Consider the following 25,156-nt stretch of genomic DNA (forward strand, 5'->3'; position numbering starts at 1 on the left):
TTAATAAGTATGTTTATATTTTTAGATATAAATATGCTTATTTGAAGATATATGATTCGCCTTATGCCTTGAAATATACAATTTCATTGGTGTAAGGCTTTTTAATTTTAGAGGTGATATTTTGAGTAAATTTATGAATTATGCTATACAACTTGCACAAATGGTTGATGGACAAACAGGTGTTAATCCTCCAGTGGGTTCAGTTGTTGTCAAAGACGGAAGAATAGTTGGTATTGGTGCACACTTACGAAAAGGTGATAAACATGCTGAAGTTCAAGCTTTAGACATGGCACAATCAGAAGCCAATGGTGCTACCATTTATGTGTCATTAGAGCCATGTACACACCATGGTTCAACACCACCATGTGTAGATAAAATCATTGAAGCTGGTATTCACAAAGTCATCTATGCTGTTAAAGATACTACCCTTATTTCAAAAGGCGATGACATTTTTAAAAATGCAGGCATCGAAGTTGAATTTCAATATAATGCCGTTGCAGCGCAACTTTATCAAGATTTCTTCACTGCAAAAAGAAATGGTATTCCCGAATTAACGGTTAAAGTTTCAGCTAGTTTAGATGGCAAACAAGCTACCGATGATGGCGAGAGTAAGTGGATTACTAATAAAGAAGTAAAAAAAGACGTCTATCAATTACGTCATAGTCACGATGCAGTATTGACTGGACGTAAAACAGTAGAAGCTGACGATCCATTATACACGACAAGGATAGCTGCTGGGAAACATCCAATTCGAGTCATACTTAGTAAGAGTGGCAAATTAGACTTTAATCAACAACTATTCCATGATTATGCATCTCCTATTTGGATTTATACAGAAAATAAAAATTTAAAAGTAGACAATAGTAATGTAACTATTATTTATATGGAACAATGCGATATTAAATCTATTTTGAAAGATTTATATCAAAAAGGTATCGGGAAACTGTTAGTCGAAGCAGGTCCCGAAATTACTTCAGAATTTCTCCAATCTGATCACTTAGATCACCTTGTACTTTATTTTGCCCCGAAAATAATAGGTGGTTCTGGTAAGTATCAATTTTTCCAAACTGACCAGATAGTGTCTTTACCAGATACAACTCAATTTGAAATTGTTAATTCCACGTTAATTCAACAAAATATTAAATTAGTTTTGAGAAAGAAGTGATTGCAAATGTTTACAGGCATCATCGAAGAAATAGGAACGGTTCAAGAGGTTCGTAATCAAAATTCAGTTCGAACATTAGTAATTACTGCTGAAAAAATATTAGAAGATATGCATATTGGTGATTCAATTAGTGTAAATGGTGCGTGTTTAACTGTCATTGATTTCGATGACCAAACATTTTCAGTGCAAGTCATTAAAGGCACAGAAAATAAAACCTACCTCTCAGATGTACAACGCCATACGAAAGTTAATTTAGAAAGAGCAATGAGTGGTAACGGCAGGTTTGGCGGTCATTTTGTGTTAGGTCATGTTGATGATTTAGGAACAATATCTAAAATTAATGAATCTGCCAATTCAATGATTATCCAAATAAAAGCATCCAAAACACTACTTAATCAAATGGTTAAGCAAGGATCGATAACGGTAGATGGTACAAGTTTGACGATTTTCGATCTTCATTCGGATGCTTTTGATATTCATTTGATTCCTGAAACAAGACGTTCCACAATCTTATCAAGTAAAAAAGTGGGCGATAACGTACATCTAGAATCAGATGTGTTATTCAAATATGTTGAAAATATCTTAAATCAAAATCAATCAAGTTTAACAGAAGAAAAACTAAAAGCATTTGGTTTTTAGGGGAGGCAATAAACATGAAATTCGACAGTATTGAATTAGCCTTAGATGCTTTAAAACAAGGTGAAAGTATTATTGTAGTTGATGATGAAGATAGAGAAAATGAAGGCGATCTAATAGCAATAACTGAATGGATGAAAGACGATACGATTAATTTCATGGCTAAAGAAGGTCGTGGGTTAATTTGTACACCTATCAGTTCAAGCATTAGTGAACAACTAGATCTCCATCCAATGGAATCAAATAACTCAGATGTGTTTGGCACTAATTTTACTGTAAGTATCGATCATAAGAATACAACAACCGGTATCAGTGCGAACGAGAGAACACTAACTGCTAGAGCACTGATTGATCAACATGCGAAAGCTTCAGATTTTAACCGACCAGGCCATTTATTTCCTTTAATTGCTAAAGATAATGGTGTGTTAGAAAGAAATGGTCATACCGAAGCGGCAATAGATCTTGCTAAATTAACAGGTGCTAAACCAGCAGGTGTGATTTGTGAAATTATGAATGATGATGGGTCTATGGCTAAAGGTGAAGATCTCCAAGCATTCAAAGATAAACATCAATTAGTTATGATTACGATTGAAAGTTTAATAGAATATCGTCAAGTTAACGAATCACATGTAAAACTCAATGCAAAAGTAAAAATGCCAACAGACTTTGGTACATTTGATATGTATGGTTTTACAACTGATTATAGTGAAGAAGAAATCGTCGTTATAACTAAAGGTGATATTAGATCACATGAAAATGTACGAATCCATTCTGCATGCCTTACGGGTGATATTTTCCATAGCCAACGATGTGATTGTGGTGCTCAATTAGAAGCTTCGATGAATTATATAGAACAACACGGTGGAATGATTATCTATTTACCTCAAGAAGGTCGTGGCATAGGACTCATGAATAAATTACGTGCCTATGAATTAATTGAAAAAGGTTATGATACCGTTACAGCAAATTTAGCGTTAGGATTCGATGAAGATTTACGAGATTATAATATCGCTGCACAAATTCTTAAATATTTTGCTATTGAAAAGGTTAACTTATTAAGTAATAATCCGAAGAAATTTGAAGGATTAAAAGAATATGGTATTAATATCCAAAAACGTATAGAAGTGATTGTACCTGAAACACAATATAATCATGACTATATGACAACCAAAAAAGAAAAAATGGGACATTTAATTTAGGAGGATAATAAAATGAATTTTGAAGGAAAATTAGTTGGTAAAGATTTAAAAGTCGCTATTGTGGTTAGTAGATTTAATGATTTTATTACTGGACGTTTGTTAGAGGGTGCTAAGGATACTTTTATTCGTCACGATGTTGACGAAAACAATATTGATGTTGCTTATGTACCTGGTGCTTTTGAAATTCCTATGGTAGCTAGAAAGTTAGCTCAAACAGGTAAATATGATGCAGTAGTTACTTTAGGATGTGTCATAAGAGGGGCTACGTCTCATTATGATTATGTATGTAATGAAGTTGCAAAAGGCGTATCCAAAGCTAATGAATCTACAGATGTTCCTGTTATCTTCGGTATCTTAACTACGGAAAGTATCGAGCAAGCAGTTGAACGTGCAGGAACTAAAGCAGGTAATAAAGGTTCTGAAGCAGCAGTAAGTGCCATTGAAATGGCTAATTTAATGAAACAATTTTAAATAAAGGAAGTGGGACAGAAATAATAAAGAACCACTAATCATTTATTATGTAGTGGTTCTTACGCATTAGCTACAGCTAATGTGTACTTTAAAATAGGAATACATGAGTGAAACTCATGCATAAGAAATACTAATTTCTAAAGAAATAGAATGACTTTACAGTCAACTACTGCCTAAATATGAATATAACTTGAAATATATTTATGTTCTAAACTGATAGACTGCCTACAAAATTAATATTTTGTGGGCAGTTTTTGATGCTAAATTTATTTACGTAAGTACTTCGTAGATAACCCTACAAGAGAAAAAACACTTATACCAATAGCTGAGAAAATACCGACTTTTTTCAATGTTTCTGGTGTGGCAAATTCTTTTACTGCTAAAGATAAATTTTGTGGGCGTTCTGCTAATCTTCTCATAAAGTATGCAAACCAGTCATCTCCATAAGGGACATATACTGTGAAATGATAGCCCTCATTAGCAATAGATTGCGCTAATTCTGAACGGAAACCATATAGCATTTGGAACTCCATTTGGTCTTTTTCGATATGATTTTCTTTCATGAATTGTTTCACATGATTAATAATATTATGATCATGCGTTGCAATTGAAGTAAAATTACGTGCATTTAATAGTCTTTTTTCAATTATTTTAATATAATTTGCGTCAATCTCTTCTTTAGTTTGGTACGCAATAGAGGCATCCTCTTTATATGCACCTTTAACGAGTCTTAAACGTAATTCAGGGTATTTATCAATCAGTTTTTCAGCATCATATAGATATGCTTGAATCACTGTTCCCACATTCTTGAATTCTCCCTTTAATCGATCTAACACTTCAATAATTTGTTGTAAGCTATCATACTTTTCGGTATCTATATTGATATGCATATTGCCATATTCATTAGCTTTAAGTAAAATCTCTCTCAAATTTTGATATGCAAGTTCTAAGTCAAACTCACTACCTAATAAACTTAATTTAACTGACATATGTGCATCAACTTGGTATTGGTTTATGGCTTCCATAATTTCTAGTATTTCTTGTTTAGCTTGTTGACTTTCTTGCTCTGTCGTCACAAATTCCCCTAAGTTATCTACGGTAACTGAAATTTTGTTTTCGTTTAAATATTCAATTGTTTCTATCAATTGTGGAATTGTGTTACCGGCTACTACTTTGTTGGCGCCAAGTCTTGGACCCACTTGTTTTGCAGCATTATTTAAATAACTATTATTAGACAAAGCTATAAATACATTTTTGAAAACTCCCATCGTACATACCTCCATAACCAAATATCATTGGTACTTTTAAAATAGTGTATCATGAAACATATTTTCAAGAAAGCGTTTACATAAAGAATTTAATAATGTTTTTAGTAAAATTACATGATTGAAGATAGAAAAATACTAAGCGTTTAAGTTAATAGATTAAAATGGCAATTAATTATAATGTTTTGCTATAATTATGCTATTGAAGATTATTGAAAAAGGGGCAATTTAAGAATGTGGAAGTGGGAAACTGAAAATGACGCAAAAGGCGTTGTTGTCATTGCTCATAATATATTAGAACATACTGGTCGTTATGCATATGTTATTACGATGTTAAGAAGAAATGGTTATCATGTCATTATGGGTGATTTACCTGGACAGGGCCAAACTTCTAGAGCTAATAAAGGTCAAATTGAAGATTTTAATGAATATCATGAGAATATATTAGAATGGATTAAAATTGCTAACGAGTATAAGATTCCAACGTTTGTACTAGGTGTAGGTTTAGGTGGTTTAATTTTAATTAACTTATTAGAGCGAGTAGAATTACCTGTAGAAGGTTTAATGCTTATTTCACCACTATTAGAATTTAAACAATCTGGTAAAGATAGAAAGAATAAATTACTTTCTAATGTTGGTAAAGTATCTAAAGATGCTCGCTTTAAAATTGGTATCACTGCTCAAGACCTAACACGTAATGAAGAAGTAATTGAAGATACAGTAAATGATGGATTAATGTTGAAGAAAGTGACATATCATTGGTATAACCTTATTAATGAAATGATGAAAGAGACAATGGAGCATATCAAGGATATTAAGCCGTTACCAACTTTAATTATGACAGGTAGTGAAGATATCATTTCAGAAATCAATGCGACTGAAACGTTTAAAGATAAATTAGTAACGAATGAGTTATATTATAAAGTATGGAATGGTTTATATCATGAGATACATAACGAACCAGAGCGAGATCAAGTGATGCGTTATGTATTAACGTTTCTTAATAATAGCGTGAATACTATGGGATTTATTGTTGAAGAAGACGAAATAGAAGATATTTGATTTGAACCAGGTTGTTTAAACAGCCTGGTTTTCTTGTGAAAATGTAGTATAAAACGATAAAACTTTTTTATAAGGTTAGTGGAGATAAATACGTAAAATCTTTTTTAATTTATAGTTGCAATTTTAATGTAATATTGATATATTTTGTTTGGATTAAAAATATAATTTTAATATGTAATAAGACTTTGTGTATTGAGATTGAACCATTTTGTAAAATTATATTTTTATATGTCACATTTATAGTAAAATACACAAGTCTTAACTAAGCATTTCATTTATCAAATGTTCTGTTAATATGAACAAGCAATATTGACAATTTTTCAATTAACCGATGGTAGAAATTTGGGAGTCGGTTATTTTAGAAAATGATAAATTTAACTTGTTATTTGGGAGATGTTAACTATGAATCAAAATGAAAATGAAAGAGTTTATGGTATTTTACAGTTAGACAAGTTGTTAGCCGATGTTAATTCTATTTTTGAAACAATCCAAAAAGAATATGATATGTCTAAAGAAGAAATTTTAATTTTATTAAACCTATGGGAAAAAGGTTCAATGACTTTAAAAGAGATGGACGAGTTTGTTGAAATTAAGCCGTATAAACGAACAAGAACTTACAATAATTTAGTTAATTTAGAGTGGATATACAAAGAGCGTCCGCAAGATGATGAACGTACGGTAATTATTCATTTTAATGAAAAATTAGCAAAACAAAAAGCTGGTTTACTAGATTTTATTGGTGAAACAATTACATCTAAATCAGAACCTATGCAGACAAGCTTAAAATCAATTTTAGCTGTTTAATATCAAAAAAGAAGGGGCCTTAATTGGTCCCTTCTTTTTGGTATTAATAAATCTAATCTCTTTTTTCGATAGCACAAATGAATGGTGCATTATTTTTTTGATTAATAAACTGATATTGTAGTACATGTGCCTGATTTTGATCTAATTGCGTTAAATAATCCATTAATGCATCTCGTTCAATTTTACCTTCGTCATGACCATGATAAATTACTAATATAATGATACCTTCTTCATTCAATATATCAAAAATATTTTGGATTGCGCTGATGGTAGTTTGAGGTGTAGTCACGATAGATTTATCGCCTTTAGGTAAATAACCGAGATTAAATATAGCAGCATCAACTTTGCCAATATGATCCTCAGTAATATATTGTTTTACATTTTCATGACCATCTTTAATCAGTTTTACATTTGAATAGGTAGATACTTTCATTTTAGTATTGACGATAGCCAATTGTTGAATATCAAAACCATATACAAAACCATTAGGTACATGTTGTGCTAAGTATAAAGTATCGTTTCCATTACCACATGTGGCGTCGATTACGATACTAGAATCAGTAATATGACTTTGAATTAAATTCTTTGAAAAGGGGAGTATACGTTCAAGTTTCATGATTTCACCTTATGCTCAAACTTTTTACCTTGATATGAATCACGACGTGCTAATTCGTTATCTATCTCATTTAGTACTTCCCATTTATTAACACTCCACATAGGACCAACCATCAAATCAATTGGACCGTCGCCTGTAATACGATGAATTATCATTTCAGGTGGAAGAATTTCAAGTTGATCACATACGAGATTAGTATAATCCTCTTGTGACATGAACTCTAACATGCCTTTTTCATATTGTTTCACCATTGGCGTACCCTTTAATAGATGTAATAAATGAATTTTAATACCTTGGACATCCATTTGTGCAACTTCGCGTGCAGTTTCCATCATCATATTATAATCTTCACCTGGTAATCCATTAATGATATGTGTGCAAACGTTAATATTATGTTTACGTAATTTAGCCACACCTTCATAATATGTTTGCATATCATGTGCACGATTAATTAAATCCGAAGTAGTTTGATGCACAGTTTGTAATCCGAGTTCTACCCATAGATATGTTCTTTGATTTAATTCTGCTAAATATTCAACGACATCGTCAGGTAAGCAGTCAGGACGTGTAGCTATTGATAAACCTACAACACCCTCTTCTTTCAAGACGGGTTCATATTTTTCTTTTAGTACTTCTACAGGTGCATGTGTATTTGTAAAGGCTTGAAAGTAAGCAATATATTGACCTTCACTCCATTTTTCATGCATTCTTTCTTTAATCTGTTGGAACTGTACTTCAATAGGATCAGCACGATTCCCTGCAAAATCACCACTGCCAGCAGCTGAACAGAACGTACAACCACCATGAGCTACAGTACCATCTCTATTTGGACAGTCGAAACCACCATCTAAAGCAACTTTAAATATTTTACGACCGAATTTATTTTTTAAATGATAATTCCAAGTGTGATATCTTTTATCTTCAAAAGCATACGGGAAGAAATTACCCATAAGACATTTTCCTTTCTGTTTTGTATCTAAATAAAGATTTTAACATACTTTAATGTTATAGTGTCTATTATAGATTGAGAAAAATATAAAGAGGAGACCTCAAGAAATGAATATACCAAAATCAGTGTGGTGGCTTGTAATAGGTATGGCTTTAAATATTACGGGCGCCAGCTTTTTGTGGCCATTAAATACGATTTACATGAAAGAAGAACTTAATAAGAGTTTAACAATTGCTGGTATTGTTTTATTAATTAATTCTTTAGGTATGGTTGTAGGCAATTTACTTGGTGGTGTATTATTCGATAAACTTGGTGGTTATAAAACCATACTTATCGGAACATTTACTTGTTTAATTAGTACCACATTATTAAATATATTTCACGGTTGGCCTTGGTATGCTGTTTGGCTTGTATTACTAGGATTTGGTGGGGGTATGATCATCCCCGCAATTTATGCAATGGCTGGAGCAGTATGGCCGAATGGAGGAAGACAAACGTTTAATGCTATCTATTTAGCACAAAATATTGGCGTTGCATTAGGTGCGGCATTAGGTGGGTTTGTTGCAGAATTAAGTTTTAATTATATATTTATAGCTAATCTAGTTATGTATGTACTTTTCGCCATAGTAGCTATCTCACAATTTAATTTAGAAATTAATGCTAAAGTTAAAAGACAAGATAATATCGATTTAAATAATCAAGAGAATATCAGTAGATTTATCTCTTTATTATTAGTTTGTGTCGTATTCGCTATTTGTTGGATTGGCTATATACAGTGGGAAACAACAATTGCTTCATTTACACAATCTATTCATATATCAATGTCTCAATACAGTGTATTATGGACCATTAATGGTATTATGATTTTAGTAGCGCAACCTTTAATCAGACCTGTTATTATACTTTTAAAAGGTGACTTGAAAAAGCAAATATTTGTAGGAATTTTAATATTTATGAGCTCGTTTTTAGTAACTAGTTTTGCACATCAATTTTCAATGTTTGTTATCGGTATGGTGATATTAACATTTGGTGAAATGTTTGTTTGGCCAGCAGTACCTACCATAGCAAATCAGTTAGCGCCTAAAGGAAAAGTTGGCAAATATCAAGGTATTGTTAATTCAGCATCAACTGTTGGGAAAGCTTTAGGCCCATTGTTTGGAGGTTTACTTGTAGATTTATTTAATATGCGAATGATGTTTTTAACCATGATTATATTATTAGGCGTAGCTATTATCATTTTAAGCCTTTTTGCGAAAAGTAAGGCGGCTAAAAAATATTTAAACCATCAAACAAATTAGAATAATGAAAAATTGTTATTAACCTCTTGCAATCATACGCATAATCAAATACTATTAATTTGTAATAACGTGTTATTAGACGCTTTTCTACAGAGAACTAGTATGGTGAGAACTAGTGTTAAGGACTATAAATAACATTATCAAACATATAACGAATTTAATGATGACATCTCTTACTATTGAATGAAGTGCGCAGAAAATGCGAAAAAGGGTGGTAACGCGGCTATGGTCGTCCCTTAATCACTAGTGAGGGGTGTCTTTTTATTGAATAGGAGGAAACGTATTGAATTACAATCATAACGAAATCGAGAAAAAGTGGCAAAAGTATTGGGAAGACAACAAAACATTTAAGACACAAGATAATTTAGGTCAAAAGAAATTTTACGCATTAGATATGTTTCCATATCCTTCAGGTGCGGGTCTACATGTAGGTCATCCAGAAGGTTATACTGCGACAGATATCATTTCACGATATAAACGTATGCAAGGTTACAATGTGCTACATCCAATGGGATGGGATGCATTTGGTTTACCTGCAGAGCAATATGCTTTAGATACTGGGAACGATCCTCGTGAATTTACTCAAAAAAATATTCAAACATTCAAACGTCAAATTCAAGAATTAGGGTTTAGTTATGATTGGGATAGAGAAGTAAATACAACAGATCCTAACTATTATAAATGGACACAATGGATTTTTATTCAACTCTATAATAAAGGACTAGCATATGTAGATGAAGTAGCAGTCAACTGGTGCCCAGCATTAGGTACAGTATTATCAAATGAAGAAGTCGTTGACGGCGTTTCAGAACGTGGTGGTCATCCAGTATATAGAAAGCCAATGAAACAATGGGTACTTAAAATTACTGAATATGCAGATCGTTTACTCGAAGATTTAGAGGAATTAGATTGGCCTGAATCTATTAAAGATATGCAACGTAATTGGATTGGTCGATCAGAAGGCGCTAGAGTTTCTTTTAATATCAAAGATTCTGATGAAAAAGTAGAAGTCTTCACAACAAGACCTGATACGATTTTTGGTACATCATTCTTAGTATTAAGTCCAGAACATGCATTGGTAAATCAAATTACAAGTGATGAAAAATTAGAAGAAGTAAAAGCTTATCAAACTGAAGCATCAAAAAAATCTGACTTGGAACGAACAGATTTAGCTAAAGGTAAGACAGGTGTCTTCACAGGTGCTTATGCAATCAATCCTGTTTCAGGTGAGCAACTTCCAATATGGATTGCTGATTATGTGCTTTCAACTTATGGTACTGGAGCAGTTATGGCAGTACCAGGACACGATGAACGTGATCATGAGTTTGCAGAAAAGTTTGATCTTCCTATAATTGAAGTCATTGAAGGTGGAGACGTACAAAAAGAAGCATATACTGGTAACGGTCCACATGTGAATTCAGGCGAATTAAATGGTTTATATAATGAAGAAGCCATTACAAAAGCGATTGAGTTATTAGAAGCGAATCAAGCTGGTGAGAAAAAAGTTAATTATAAATTACGTGATTGGTTGTTCAGTAGACAACGTTATTGGGGAGAACCAATTCCAATTATTCATTGGGAAGATGGATCAATGTCAACTGTACCTGAGTCAGAATTACCTTTACTACTACCTGAAACAGATGAAATTAAACCATCAGGTACTGGTGAGTCACCACTTGCTAACATTGATGATTTTGTTAATGTCACAGATGAGAAGACTGGTATGAAAGGTCGTCGTGAAACAAATACGATGCCGCAATGGGCAGGTAGTTGTTGGTATTACCTAAGATACATCGATCCTGATAACGATAAAATGATTGCAGATCCAGAAAAATTAAAACATTGGTTACCAGTAGATTTATATATTGGCGGTGTCGAACATGCTGTACTTCACTTATTGTATGCACGTTTCTGGCATAAAGTGCTTTATGATTTAGGTGTAGTCCCAACTAAAGAACCTTTCCAAAAATTATACAATCAAGGTATGATTCTAGGTGAAGGAAACGAAAAAATGAGTAAATCTAAAGGAAATGTAATCAATCCAGATGACATTGTTAATTCACATGGCGCTGATACACTTCGTTTATACGAAATGTTTATGGGACCTTTAGATGCTGCCATTGCATGGAGTGATAAAGGTCTTGATGGCTCACGTCGTTTCTTAGATCGAGTATGGCGATTAATTGTAAAAGAAGATGGCTCATTATCAGATAAGATAGTAGATTCTAATAATAAATCATTAGATAAAACTTATAACCAAACTGTTAAAAAGGTAACTGAAGATTTTGATACACTAGGCTTCAATACAGCGATTAGTCAATTGATGGTCTTTATCAATGATTGCTATAAAGCAGATGAAATATATAAACCGTATATTGAAGGCTTTGTAACAATGTTAGCACCAATTGCCCCTCATATTGGCGAAGAATTATGGGAAAGATTAGGTCATTCAGATACCATTACGTACCAACCTTGGCCAACTTATAATGAATCATTATTAGTTGATGATGAAGTTGAAATCGTTGTTCAAGTTAATGGTAAATTAAGAGCTAAGATTGAAATACCAAAAGATTTATCTAAAGAGGAAATGCAAGATTTAGCATTAGCAAATGAAAATGTTAAAATGAGTATTGAAGGTAAAGAGATTAAAAAAGTAATTGCTGTACCGCAAAAACTTGTTAATATCGTTGCTAAATAAATCATTTTAAAGGAGTTTTAAAAAATGGAATCAATTACAATAGATCAATTAAAAGAGAAAATATTGGACTCAAATCCAATTAATATTGTAGACGTACGAAATAATGATGAAACAGCTATGGGTATCATTCCCGGTGCGAAAACAATTCCAATGAATGAAATTCCTGACCATTTAAATGAATTTGATTCAAATCAAACTTATTATATTATTTGTGCTGCAGGTGCTAGAAGTGCTAGAGTCGTTCAATATTTAGAGGACTCAAATATTCATGCTGTTAATGTAGAAGGCGGCATGAATGAGTGGGGTACAGAAGGTTTAGAAATTAATAATATTTAAAATGAACTTATCAATTGAGCTAGATTAAATGCTATGTAGTAATAGCACTTTAATCTAGCTTTTTTATGTATAAAGATATTTACATATTCAAATCTCTAAAATACATCGATTTATGAATAAAAACGTACACTATTTTATTTTAATGTTGTGTACTAGATTTAGAATAATATTGGTGTTAAAATCAAAATGACTATTAATTAATTGAGCGAATGATTTAAATAGAGATTTAATTCATTTAAGATACATACACGAAAAATGTTCATTAATTATAAACAACAAGAAGTGCAACAAGGAGGAACAATTAATGAATTTATTTAGAAAAGAAACCTTTAGTATTAGAAAATTTAAAGTTGGTATATTTTCTACGTTAATTGCTACTGTAGCTTTTTTGTCATCACCAATTACACATATAGCACAGGCAGATGAAGTAAACTCACAACCAGTAAATGATGTGCAAAAACTACAAGAAACAACTAGTGATGGACAATTGGATAACAATAGAGAACTCAATAATAATCAAGAAACACTTTCCGAAGTGGGGGCTTCTGATGTTTCAAACCAAGCTAATTCCAATAATGATTCTGTAAATACAAATAATCAACAGACTCAAATAGAAACAATTGAAACTTCAGACAATACAGTTATCCAAGAGACACAATCACCGAATAATGAATTGAATACGACGATTGAAAGTAAGACTCCGATTGATAATAATACGACAGTAAACCATGTAAAACCTGCATCTGAACATATGTCAGTTAAACCTAAGCAACAGGCTGAAGGAAAAATTCAATACATGAATGCGGTAATAGAACCCGCAACTAAACCTAAGAAAAGACAACGTCGTGATGTAAATAACACACCTACAGTTGCTGGTGGTACCGGTCCACAAAATGGAAATGGGACACCTCAAAATACCAATGGGGAATATTCTAGAGATGATGCAACGATAGATCCAAATATTAATAATACTGGAAATAATACATTAAATTACCGTTTTACTTTTGAGGATGTAGGCGTTAAACCTAGTGATAATCGAAATAACCCACAAGTGATTGTATTAAATAGCTTACCGGGATTTAATTTGATTAATGGTGGTAAAGTAGGGGTGCTTAATGCCGTTTTAGAAAGAACACAAGTATTCCATCCGGGTGATAGAAATAATAAACAAGCACAAGGTACTGTCCTTGCATTAGGTAGAGTAGAAGGTAATGATCCAAATAATCATGGTGATTTCAATGGTATTGAAAAAGATGTAACTGTAAATCCTAATTCAGAAATTATTTTTGATTTTAATACTATGGCTGCAGGTAACGGTAAAGGTGGTACAAACTTAGTAATTAAAGATGCGAATACCGACACTGTCATTGGAAACGGTGATATACAAGCTGGAGATATGCTTCGTTTATTTAAAGTGCCTGATAATGTATCGAACATCAAAATTCAATTAATACCTAATAACGATATCATGGGAAATGTAAGAAGACTTGAAAAGAACCAAGATGGCTATAGATATTATGACTTTATCGATAATGTCGGTATCCGTTCAGGATCACATTTATATATAAGTGGAAGAAATAAAGAAAATAATGTGAAAAATAATACTAACTTTACTGTAACAACACAAATTACTAATAATGGTAAGTCTGGCGCTTCTATGTTACCAGGAGCTTTTGAATATTCTATGCAATTACCAGAAGGCATTGAATATGTTCCTAATTCTATAACAACGAGTTTTCCTGATGGAAACGGGCCTAATGATGTGATGAATCGTTTAACAGAAAACTATGACCAAGGAACTAGAACGCTCACTTTTACAAGTAACGGAATCACTTCTGCGACACCTACTCAAGGAGAACCTACTAGCTTATTAGCCAATAAAACATTAAATGTAACATTTAATTTAAGAGTTAATAACGTAGCTAACCCAAAAGAAGTGACTTTCTCAGATGCCATTAAATCTAAGACTTATACACAAACTTATTTGAATGGAGAGCCACCACAAAGTATAGTGAATGGTGTTCCATATCAAGTGAATATTGTCATGAACAAAGATGATTTGCAAGCTCAATATAATTGGGGCGTAGTACCATCAGATTATACTTATGCTTCATATCAAGAATATAATCGTCTAAAACAACAAGCGCAAACGATATTAAATGAAGATCGTAACCATGTGCCTTTAAATCAACAAGTTTCTCAAGCTACAATTGATCAATTATTACATCAAATGCAACACACACTTATTTCTCGTGTAGACGCTGCACGTGAACTTGGTCAAAAAGCAGATGATAGATCGGATGAAGTAGATAATGTTAAAGATTTAACAGATGATGAAAATGACGCTTATAGAGGTCAAATTACTAATTTGAAAAACGAAGCATTAAATCATATAGATGATCAAACTACGGACGATGGTGTCACAAGAGAGAAAGAAGCGGGCATCAATAAAATTGAACAAGTTAATATTGTTCCTGTTATTAAACCTAATGCAAGACAAACTATAAATGAAAAAGCAAATGAGCAAAAACAAAAAATTCAACAAGACCGTATTGCAACACAAGAAGAAAAAGAAGCTGCTAATGCACAAGTTGATAATCATGTTACAACTGCACTGAACAATATTAATCAAGCACATACAAATAATGCTGTAAACGAAGCTAAAATTAATGGTGTGAGCGATATTAATTCTGATGTGCCAGAAAATACGTATCGTGCAAACGCAATTACAGCGATCAATCGAGCAGTGGCCAAACAACGTGAGCAAATTGATGAAAACCATGAAGCAACACAAGAAGAAAGAAATACTGCACTGAATGAACTTAATCAGGCTTCTGAACAAGCGATTCAAAATATAAATCAAGGCTTATCAAATAGTGATGTCGATCATGCTAAAGATAGAGGATTAGATGCTATCTTAGATATTTCACCTATACCAGTTGTTAAGCAAGCAGCAAGAGAGGCGATCGCTAATAATGCTCAACAAAAGATTGCAGATATAAATGCCAATCATGAAGCGACTTTAGAGGAACGAGAAGCTGCTATTAAGTTAGTGAATCAAACGGTTACGACAGCAAATGATAATATATTAAAGGCTAATACTAATAACGATGTTGATATGGTTAAGAATAATGCATTAAATCAAATACAAGCTATTACACCTGCAACTATCGTTAAATCAAACGCTAAAAATGCATTAAATCAAAAAGCCCAAGAACAACATAATATTATCTTTAATAACAACGAAGCAACTGTAGAAGAACAACAAGCAGCTCAACTTATATTAGATCAGGCATTAAACACGGCTATACAAAATATAGATAACGCTGATACCAATCAACAAGTAACAGATGCGAAAAATAATGGATTGCATGAGATTGGTAATGTTCAACCTTCAACACAAGTTAAAACGGATGCTAGAAATGCAGTTACTAATAAAGCGAATGAAGCGATTACAAATATTAACGCAACACCTGGTGCAACTAGAGAAGAAAAACAAGAGGCAGTTGGTAGAGTGAATCAATTATTGAATCGCGCTATTAATGATATTAATACTGTTAATACAACACCAATGGTAGAAGCAATTAAAAATACTGCGCTTAATGATATCTGTAATGTACAACCAAACGTAACGAAAAAGCAAGAAGCAATTGGCATATTGAATAATAATGCTACAGCTAAAAAACAAAATATAAATCAAACACCTGATGCCACTACTGAAGAAAAAGAGGCAGCCATTACACAAGTGAATCAAGCACTTAACCAAGCTATTGAACAAGTAAACCAAGCTGATACAAATGCGCAAGTCGATCAAGCACAGCAAAATGGTGATCAAAATATTAATCAAATACAAGCACATGTTGTTAAAAAACCTGAAGCGATAAATGACATCAATCAACAGTATAATAATAAATTAGCTCAAATTAATCAGACACCTGATGCCACTATTGAAGAGAAAAATAAGGCTATTCAACAATTAGATCAAAATAAACAACAAGCATTGGAAGCAATCAATCAAGCTCAAACCAATCAAGAGGTTGATCAAGCTAAAGACCATGCGATTCAAAATATAGACGCAGTTCAAGTTAATGTTGTAACTAAACCTGAAGCAAGACAAGCTTTAGCAGACGCCAAAACTGACCAAGAACGTAAGATTAATACGACACCTGATGCCACTATTGAAGAGAAAAATGTAGCTTTACAAAAGTTAGAATAAATATTCAATCAAGCGAATGAAGCAATTAATCAAGCACAGACCAATCAAGATGTAGAAGATAGACGACAACAAGCAATTGAGCAAATCAATATGACTTTACCTGAAACAGTCGTAAAAAATAATGCCAGAAAAAATATAGAAGCAGAAGCGAATCAACGAGATAATGTAATCAATAGTAATGGTGAATCAACACTTGAAGAAAAAGATGCTGCAAAACAATTGGTGGCACAAGCTAAAAATCAAGCTCTTCAAAATATTGACCAAGCACAAACAAATCAAGACTTTAATAATGCTGTAACAAATGGAAACCAAGAAATACAACAAATTGTGCCAGAAACGATTGTTAAAACAAATGCAAGACAATCATTACTTAATGCTATAAATAATAAAAAACAAGAGGCACTAGAGAATAAAGAAGCAACGCAAGACGAAAAAGATGCATTCATTAATAATTTGAATAATATATTAAATGATTTAAATCAACAAATCACTAATGATAATACCAATCAAGAAGTTGCTAATACAAAAGACAATGGATTAGAAAAGATTAATCAAACTGTGTTCAAGCCGACTGTGAAACAAAATGCTAGAGATGCATTACATCAGCTTGTAGAACATCAACAAGAAATTATTAATCAAGCCAAAGATGCAACCGATGAGGAGAAAAATAATGCATTAGATAGATTGCAGAATGCTAACAATCAGTTATTAGCTGATATCAATAACTCAGACACGAATGCACAAGTTAATCAAATCCAATCAAATAGCGATGCTATAATTCCCAACATATTACCTCATATTGTTGTCAAAGAAAATGCTAGATCAATGATAAACCAAACTGCGGATAATCAAGATAAGGTCATCAATGGCGTTAAAGATGCAACAGTAGAGGAGAAAGATGCAGCTATAAATGATGTCAATACTGTTGTTAATAAAGCTAAAAATGATATTAATCGATTTACAGATGATACTGAAGTAGAAAATACTAAAAATAAAGCAATTAATGATATTAAACAAATTTTACCGTCTACTAAAGTGAAAACAGATGCAAGAGATGCCTTAAATCAAACTACAGAAACAAAAATGAATGCTTTATCACTAACACCTGATGCTACTAATGAGGAAATCAACATAGCGAAAGCCTTAGTCGAAAAACTATTAAATCAAGCCTTAGCACAAATTAATCAAGATAAAACTACAAATCAAGTTAACCTAACGGAGCAACAAGGTGTCCAATCAATTAATGACGTTCAAGTTAATGTAGTTAAAAAGAATGATGCAAGAGCCGCGATCACTAATGCTGAAGCAATTAAAAATCAATTGTTTAATAATAATGGTGAAGCAACAACTGAAGAAAAAGATGACGCGATTCAACAATTAAAGACAATTCTTCAAAATGCATTAAATGCTTTACAGTCAGATCAAACTAATCAACAAGTTGATCAAACAGAGACTCAATCAATTGAAGATATTAATAATGTAAAACTTAATATCGTAAAAAAACCTGAAGCAATTAATGAAATTGATCAAGCTTTCTCAAAACAAGACCAAGTAATTAAGTTAACAAATGAAGCGACGACTGAAGAGAAAGAATTAGCATTACAGCAACTAAATCAAGCAGTAAACCAATACACTAAAGAGGTATCAAGTGCACAAACAAACCAAAATGTTGCAGACGTACTTTCAAAAGCGTTAAAAGATATTGAACAGATTATGCCTAATATTGAAGTGAAGCCTGCTGCGGTAAAAGTGTTAAAAGAATTATCAAGTCAAATTAAAACACATATTAATGATACAAATGAGGCAACTCAAGAAGAAAAAAATGACGCTATCAATCAATTGGAGGAAGCTTTAAAAAATAGTATTGATACAGTAGACCAATCATTAACTAATGCGGAAGTTGCTAAAGCTAAAATAGAATGGGAAATTCTAATAAAGAGTATTAAGCCAATTGTTAAAGTGAAACCAGAAGCAAATGAAGCATTAACATCAATTGCTCAACGAGTTATTCAAGATTTTGATCGTATAATTGAAGCCACACAAGAAGAGAAAGATGAAGCCATTGCGAAGGTTCATAAAGAATTGGAAATAGCCAAAATATTAGTAATGAAAGCATTAACAAATGAAGAAGTAGCGCAAATAAAACTTAAAGAAGTGCAACTCATTGAACATATTCAACCAGTAATTGAAGTGAAACCTAGTGCTAAAGATGACATCAATCTTGTTGCAAATGAAGTCAAAGATAAAATAAATCAACTTAAAAATGTTAATCCAAAAGCAGTAAAAAATGCTTTAAATAGAGTTGAAGATATTTTAAACGAAGCTAATGCATTAATTAAAGATGCAAAAACAAATGATGAAGTAACACAAATTGTTAAAGAAACAATTGAAAAATTAAAAGCAATTCAATTACCTATAGCGGAACCTGAAGTAGAAGTTACTTTAGAGAAAGAAATAGAACCAGTTGTATTCTGTAATACTAGAGATAATAAATTTTTCGTAGAAAAAGAAGTAAAGAACACTTGTAATTTTAAGGAAGAATCTGTGCAAGAGTTGCCTAATACAGGTATAACTAATTATCAACATCCAATCGTTCCTATTATGTTTACATTTGGTATAAGTATATTTGTAAGTAGCTTAAAACGAAGAAAAAAGGTTAGTTAAAATTTGAAATGAATTCATTGAAATATGAATGAGTTATTAAGTTTGCACCAATGATAATTATTAAAATAATAGTAACAACTTTGAAATAAAAATGTTATTTAATGGACTAGATTTAAAAATATATTGATGATAAAATCAATAATAAATAGGTTGTATGAATTTATTATATGCGTACAACCTATTTGTTATAGAAATAAATTTCTAATACTCAACATCACGATTGATACACCTAGGAGGATAGTCATTATGAATTTATTTAAGCAACAAAAATTTAGTATTCGTAAGTTTAACGTTGGTATTTTTTCAGCATTAATAGCAACGGTAGCATTTTTAGGCGTTAATCCTAATAGTGCAGATGCTGCTGAACAAGATAATGTCAATGTTAATGGCCCATTGACAGATAATGTCGTTAATCAGGGACAGCCCAATGATCAGACATTACCAAATGAAAATCAAGCTGGAAATGATAATCCTGCAAATGAACAAACATCACCTCAAAATGCTGTAGCTCAAGAACAAAATCAACAACAAAATGATAACAAAAATGCTGTTGAAACAAATAATGAGCAAATCGCTAATCCAGAAGCAACAGAAGCTAATAATGATGCCAATCAACCTAATGCAGTTATTGATAATCCAGTAAATGAAGGTAATCAAGAACAAGCTCAAGAAACGCCAAAAGAAAAACAAGATAAAGAGTCACCCATTGAATCGAATGAAGGATTAAACAAACAAAGCAAACCAGTTTGCTACTGTTGAAAATAATCAAACACCTAAAAAACGTAATAAACGTGATGTGGGTGATGACCAAAATGGTAATAATGTAGCACCTAATCAGAACCAACCTGTTAATGCTCAAGATGAAGCATTAGAAAATGCGAAACAAGGTGCAACAAATGAAATTAATCAAAAAGCTACTGATAAAAATCAAGCAATTGATAACACAACAGAAGCCACTCAAGAAGAAAAACAATTAGCTTTAAACGATGTAGCACATCAACAATTTAATGCTAATAATAATATCAATCAAGCAAACACAACGGACGATGTAACAACAGCTAAAAATAATGGTATTGCAGCCATTGATGCTATAAATGTACAAGCACGTACAAGAGATGCAACAAGAAATGCAGTAGTTCAAAAAGTTGCAGATCAAATTTTAACAATTAATAATAATCCAGATGCAACGAATGAAGAAAAACAAGAAGCAGTTAACCAAGTACATCAAACAGAACAACAAGCATTAAAAGATATTAATGCAGCTAATACTGAAAATGAGATTAACGGCATTCAAACACAAAATGTTAATGCAATCGGTAATGTTGTACCTGCTTCAACAGCTAAACCAAATGCAATTGCAGAAGTAAATCAAGCTGCTGCTACACATAATGGTGACATAGATGCAAATCAAAATGCTACAAATGAAGAGAAAGCTGTGGCAAAAGAACAAGTTAATGGCTTAGTTCAAAATACAACTACTAATATTAATGACGCGTCTAATAATCAGGATGTAACGCAAGCCAAAGAATTAGGTATAAATCAAATTAATGCAGTTACGCCAGCTACTACAGTTAAAGACGAAGCAAAGGCTGAAGTGAATCAGTCAGCTGAACAAATTAGAAATAATAATACAAATAACTATATGGATGCGACAACAGAAGAGATTAATGTTGCCAATAATCAAGTAGATCAAATTGTAAATCAAGCAAATACTGCAATAGGTGCGGCAAATACAACAAATGAAGTGAATGAAGCTAGAGATCATGCGCTTCAAGAATTACAAAATGTTGCTCCAGATGAAGTTAAAAAGCCAGATGCTAGAAATACAATTGATCATGCATATGAACAAAAGAAACAAGCAATTAATGACTCAAATCAATCAACTACAGAAGAAAAAAATGATGCAATGAATGTTTTAGACCCTAGAAAGAATGAAGCATATAATAATATTGATCAAGCATTAACAAACGATGAAGTTGCTAATGCGGTTACTAATGGTATAAATCAAATTAATGATGTAACGCCATCAATAGATAAGAAACAACAAGCGAAATCAACAATTGCACAAGATGCAGACAATAAAAAACGATTAATTAATCAAGATACAAACTCTACAACAGAAGAACATAATGCAGCTAATGCAAATGTTGATGCAGCTGTTACTAAAGCTAATAACGACATTGACCAAGCAGCAAGTAATGATGATGTTGACAATGCTGTAACAACTAATCAAAATGATATCAATCAAATTCAACAAGAAGCACAAGTTAAACCGGCTGCAAAAGCTGAAATTGCTCAAAAAGTAACTGACCAAGAAGGTGTCATCCAAAATACGCGTGGTACAACTACAGAAGAACAAAATGAAGCTCAACAAGCATTACAAAATGCTAAAACAGAAGCAGACCAAGCAATAGATGCGGCACAATCTAATGCAGATGTTGAAAATGTTAAGAATGAACAAATTGCAAAAATTGCAGCCATTACACCATCTAAAGATTATAAAAATAATGCGATAGCTGAATTAGAAAATGTAGCAAATCAACGTAAACACGATTTGACACAAGACCCGGATATGACTAATGAAGAAAGAGATTATGCCAATGATTCAGTAGATCGTATGTTAGGTCAAGGTAGTGCCAACGTTTATCAAGCTGCGAATAAACAAAGCGTTGATAGTAATAAAAATGATGGTATTAATACTATTAATCAAGTTCAAGCATTTGTAACAACTAAATCTAATGCTAGAAACGAAATTACTCAAGCTGCAGATCAACGTAAAGCGACATTCCCTAATGATAATAATGCAACAACAGAGGAAAAAGAAGCAGCAACAAATAATGTGGATGCACTCGTTGCAGCTTCAAATGAACAAATTAACCAAGCTAAAACTGACGCAGCAGTAAATCAAATTAAAGATCAAACGATTCAAGAAATTAATCAAGTTATACCTGCGAATACTAAAAAAGAAACAGCATTAGCTGATATTAAAACTAAACAAGATCAACAAACATATATTATTAACAACGAACCTAATGCAACAACAGAAGAAAAAGAAGCGGCATTACAAACATTAACTCAAGCAGTGACAACTGCAAATGATGAAATTAATGCTGCAACTACAAATGCACAAGTTGACACAGCAGTTCAAAATGGTGAAACAAATATTGGTAATGTTGTTCCTGAAACTCAAACTAAGACAAATGCTAAAAATGAAGTTGATCAAGCAGCAACAAATCAAAATAACACTATTGATCAAAACCAAGATGCAACAACAGAAGAAAAAGATGCAGCTAAACAACTGGTAGCTCGCACACAAAATAATGCTAATCAAGCTATTGTAAATGCAGAAAATGCTGCAGATGTTGAGGCTAAAAAGAATGAAGGCATTAATAGTATAGGTCAGATTACTGCTGATACAGGAATTAAAACAGCTGTTAAAACAGATTTACAAAATCAAGCTAACGATAAAAAACAACAAATAGCTAATAATAATGGTTCTACGGCAGAAGAAAAACAAGCTGCAAATACAAAAGTTGATGATGCGTTACAACAAGGTTTAACAGATGTGACTAATGCTCAAAGTATTGTTGATGTAAATAATGCTGTTAAAGCAACTGATCAAGCTATTCAATCAGTTCAACCAGAAACAACTGTTAAAGACAATGCAAAACAAGATATTCAAAATAGCATTAATCAACAAAAAGATGCTGTAAATCAAAACCCTCAAGCTACAAATGAAGAAAAACAATTAGCATCTAATAAATTAGATGATATTGCGAATCAAGTGACAGGTAATATTGATCAAGCAAATACAAATAACGATGTAGATCAAGCTAAAAATGAAGGTACAACTCAAATTAATCAATTTGTACCATCTATTGTTAAAAAGTCAAATGCAACACAAGAACTAGATAATGCAGCTGATTTAAAACAAGAGGAATTAGATAAAACACCTAATGCAACACAAGAAGATATAGCGGAAGCTAAACAAGCTGTTCAAAATGCATTAACATCAGCAAAAGATCAAGTTGCTCAAGCTCAAACTGATCAAGATGTAGATAACGCTAAGGCAAATGGTGTATCTGAAATTAAAGCTATCCAACCAATTGGAACTCTTAGACAAGCTGCATTAGAAGAATTTACTGATGTCTATAATGATAAAGTGAGTGAAATAGAAGCAGATATTGATGGAACAAGAGAAGAAGTGAAAGCTGCACTTACAGATTTAGCAGCAATTAAAACACAAGCTGAAGCATCAATTAACCAGGCTATTAATGTAGCTAGATTAACTGCTGCAAAAGAACATGCTATAGAAAATGTGAATCAATTTGATGTAACATTCACTAAAAAACCATCAGCAATTGCCTATATTAATCAAGTTGCTACGGCTAAAGAAAATGAAATTAATGCAAATACTACAGCTACAGCACAAGAAAAAGAAGCAGCTATTCAAAATGTTAAAGAACAATTAGAAATTGCTGAAATCAATATTAATAATGGTGATACAAAATATGACGTCAATGAAGCAGTAGAGATTGGGAAACTGCAATTAATGGTATTAATCCAGAAGTTGTAACTAAACCAAACGCGATTAATTCAATTGATAATTTAGCAACTCAATTAAAAGAAACATTTGCAAATACACCTGGTGCAACAGTTGATGAATTAAATGAAGCTAATCAACAAGTCGATCAAATCGTACAATCTGCTAAAACTGAAATTGCCAATGTAACTTCTGATATTGATATTGCTCAAATCAAAGCCAATGCAATGAATGATTTAAATGCAGTCGTAGTAAATGTTGAACAAAAAGCAATTGCTGCTAATGCGCTTAAAGAACAAGCAGACAAGGTTCAAGACATGATTGATTCCAATGATGATGCTACTGAAACTGAAAAATTAGCAGCTGAAGAACAACTAAATGATATTTTAGAACAAGGTCTATCTGATATTGATGCTAAAGATACTAACGATGACATTACTAAAGTAAAAGAAAGTGCTTTAGAACAACTTAAAGCAATTAATGTCGTTGCGGTGGTAAAACCAGAGGCAAGAAATACAATTGCAAATCTTGTTCAAAAACAAATCGATAAAATTAATCAAACTCCTAAAGCAACTAAAGAAGAGAAAGAAGCAGCGATTGAACAATTAAATCCAATCGAACAAAATGCGATTGAACTTATTAAAGCAACACCATCTGATTCTGAAGTGAAAACGATTGTAAAAGACGCTGAACAACAAATTTCACAAATCGAAGCACAAGCGTCAATCAAAGATGAAACAGAAAAAGAAATTAATAAGCATATCCAACAGCAAAAAGTAATAATCAATAATGCTGATGTTTCTCAAAGACAAAAAGATAAAGCATTAAGTCAATTAGATCGTCTTGCTTCACTTATTGCTGATCAACTAGACGCTGCTGATACAAATGAAGCAGTTATGAAAGTGAAAGAAGAAGCTATTGAACAAATTGAAGCAATTCTTCCAGAAACAGAACAACAAAGTCCACAAAAACCTGATGTAGGCTCTAATCCTACTAAAGAAGCAAATGGAAATGACGAAGGTAACGATGAATCAAACGCATTAACTAAAATTGAGTCTGATGAAAGTGTTGAAACAGACACAGAAGTTGATAAACAAAATAGTTTAGAAACATTACCTGAAACTGGACAACATGATAATCAATTACCATTAGCGGGTATCACATTTGCTGCAGGTGCTGCCTTAGTTAGTAGAAGAATGGTTCAAAAGAAAGATAAATTAAAATAAATAATATA

Annotated in this window: 13 protein-coding genes and 2 pseudogenes; 12 read left to right on the forward strand and 3 right to left on the reverse strand. The window is 32.3% G+C overall.

The window, feature by feature from the left end; translation table 11 throughout:
- The first annotated feature begins 121 nt into the window (after positions 1–121).
- From ribD to ribH, 4 genes are read left to right on the forward strand one after another with little or no spacing between them, the layout of a single operon-like run.
- Complete coding sequence (gene ribD / locus ssp1_RS05205) at positions 122–1,165, forward strand: bifunctional diaminohydroxyphosphoribosylaminopyrimidine deaminase/5-amino-6-(5-phosphoribosylamino)uracil reductase RibD (protein WP_075778784.1); 1,044 nt, start codon at positions 122–124, stop codon at positions 1,163–1,165.
- A 6-nt stretch (positions 1,166–1,171) separates the two neighbouring features.
- The gene (ribE, locus tag ssp1_RS05210) at positions 1,172–1,804 is read left to right on the forward strand and encodes a riboflavin synthase (protein WP_002452143.1); all 633 of its coding nucleotides are present in this window, start codon (positions 1,172–1,174) and stop codon (positions 1,802–1,804) included.
- A gap of 14 nt (positions 1,805–1,818) precedes the next feature.
- Entirely contained in the window at positions 1,819–3,000 is a 1,182-nt protein-coding gene (locus ssp1_RS05215) for a bifunctional 3,4-dihydroxy-2-butanone-4-phosphate synthase/GTP cyclohydrolase II (RefSeq protein ID WP_075778785.1), read from the forward strand.
- 12 nt (positions 3,001–3,012) lie between these two features.
- A complete protein-coding gene (ribH, locus tag ssp1_RS05220; protein WP_002452145.1) occupies positions 3,013–3,471 on the forward strand; it encodes a 6,7-dimethyl-8-ribityllumazine synthase in 459 nt (152 codons plus the stop codon).
- 266 nt (positions 3,472–3,737) lie between these two features.
- On the opposite strand, the gene ssp1_RS05225 is transcribed toward ribH, so the two are convergent.
- A complete protein-coding gene (locus tag ssp1_RS05225) occupies positions 3,738–4,739 on the reverse strand; it encodes a proline dehydrogenase family protein (RefSeq protein WP_075779009.1) in 1,002 nt (333 codons plus the stop codon).
- A gap of 231 nt (positions 4,740–4,970) precedes the next feature.
- Here ssp1_RS05225 and ssp1_RS05230 point away from each other — a divergent pair, with 231 nt between their 5' ends.
- Positions 4,971–5,798 carry an alpha/beta fold hydrolase gene (locus ssp1_RS05230; protein ID WP_002452147.1) on the forward strand — a complete coding sequence of 276 codons (828 nt, stop codon included), beginning with the start codon at positions 4,971–4,973 and terminating at the stop codon, positions 5,796–5,798.
- Between the two features lie 402 nt (positions 5,799–6,200).
- A complete protein-coding gene (locus ssp1_RS05235; RefSeq protein WP_002452148.1) occupies positions 6,201–6,602 on the forward strand; it encodes a transcriptional regulator, SarA/Rot family in 402 nt (133 codons plus the stop codon).
- Between the two features lie 52 nt (positions 6,603–6,654).
- Here ssp1_RS05235 and mnmM read toward each other — a convergent pair whose 3' ends face one another.
- Both mnmM and mnmL read right to left on the reverse strand, forming a co-directional pair.
- Entirely contained in the window at positions 6,655–7,218 is a 564-nt protein-coding gene (gene mnmM / locus ssp1_RS05240) for a tRNA 5-(aminomethyl)-2-thiouridylate-methyltransferase MnmM (RefSeq protein ID WP_107546738.1), read from the reverse strand.
- The gene (gene mnmL, locus ssp1_RS05245) at positions 7,215–8,168 is read right to left on the reverse strand and encodes a tRNA modification radical SAM protein MnmL/YtqA (RefSeq protein WP_002452150.1); all 954 of its coding nucleotides are present in this window, start codon (positions 8,166–8,168) and stop codon (positions 7,215–7,217) included. Before mnmL ends, mnmM begins: the two co-directional genes overlap by 4 nt.
- 106 nt (positions 8,169–8,274) lie before the next feature.
- On the opposite strand from mnmL, the gene ssp1_RS05250 reads away from it, so the two are divergent.
- The 6 genes and pseudogenes from ssp1_RS05250 to ssp1_RS05270 all read left to right on the forward strand — a co-directional run bounded on the left by ssp1_RS05250 (position 8,275) and on the right by ssp1_RS05270 (position 25,148).
- Complete coding sequence (locus ssp1_RS05250; protein ID WP_075779008.1) at positions 8,275–9,465, forward strand: MDR family MFS transporter; 1,191 nt, start codon at positions 8,275–8,277, stop codon at positions 9,463–9,465.
- Positions 9,466–9,748: 283 nt separating this feature from the next.
- Entirely contained in the window at positions 9,749–12,163 is a 2,415-nt protein-coding gene (gene leuS, locus ssp1_RS05255; protein ID WP_075779007.1) for a leucine--tRNA ligase, read from the forward strand.
- 24 nt (positions 12,164–12,187) lie between these two features.
- Complete coding sequence (locus ssp1_RS05260; RefSeq protein ID WP_002452153.1) at positions 12,188–12,499, forward strand: rhodanese-like domain-containing protein; 312 nt, start codon at positions 12,188–12,190, stop codon at positions 12,497–12,499.
- Between the two features lie 304 nt (positions 12,500–12,803).
- Positions 12,804–16,712, forward strand: a pseudogene (locus tag ssp1_RS12020) (SasC/FmtB family protein); the annotation flags it as partial.
- Between the two features lie 93 nt (positions 16,713–16,805).
- Positions 16,806–19,379, forward strand: a complete 2,574-nt coding sequence (locus ssp1_RS12025; RefSeq protein ID WP_240328900.1) for a DUF1542 domain-containing protein — start codon at positions 16,806–16,808, stop codon at positions 19,377–19,379.
- 246 nt (positions 19,380–19,625) lie between these two features.
- Positions 19,626–25,148: pseudogene (locus ssp1_RS05270) on the forward strand (DUF1542 domain-containing protein).
- The last annotated feature ends 8 nt before the right edge of the window (positions 25,149–25,156 follow it).

Origin of the sequence: Staphylococcus sp. M0911, from assembly GCF_003491325.1 — a bacterium.
Taxonomy (GTDB): Bacteria; Bacillota; Bacilli; order Staphylococcales; family Staphylococcaceae; genus Staphylococcus; species Staphylococcus warneri_A.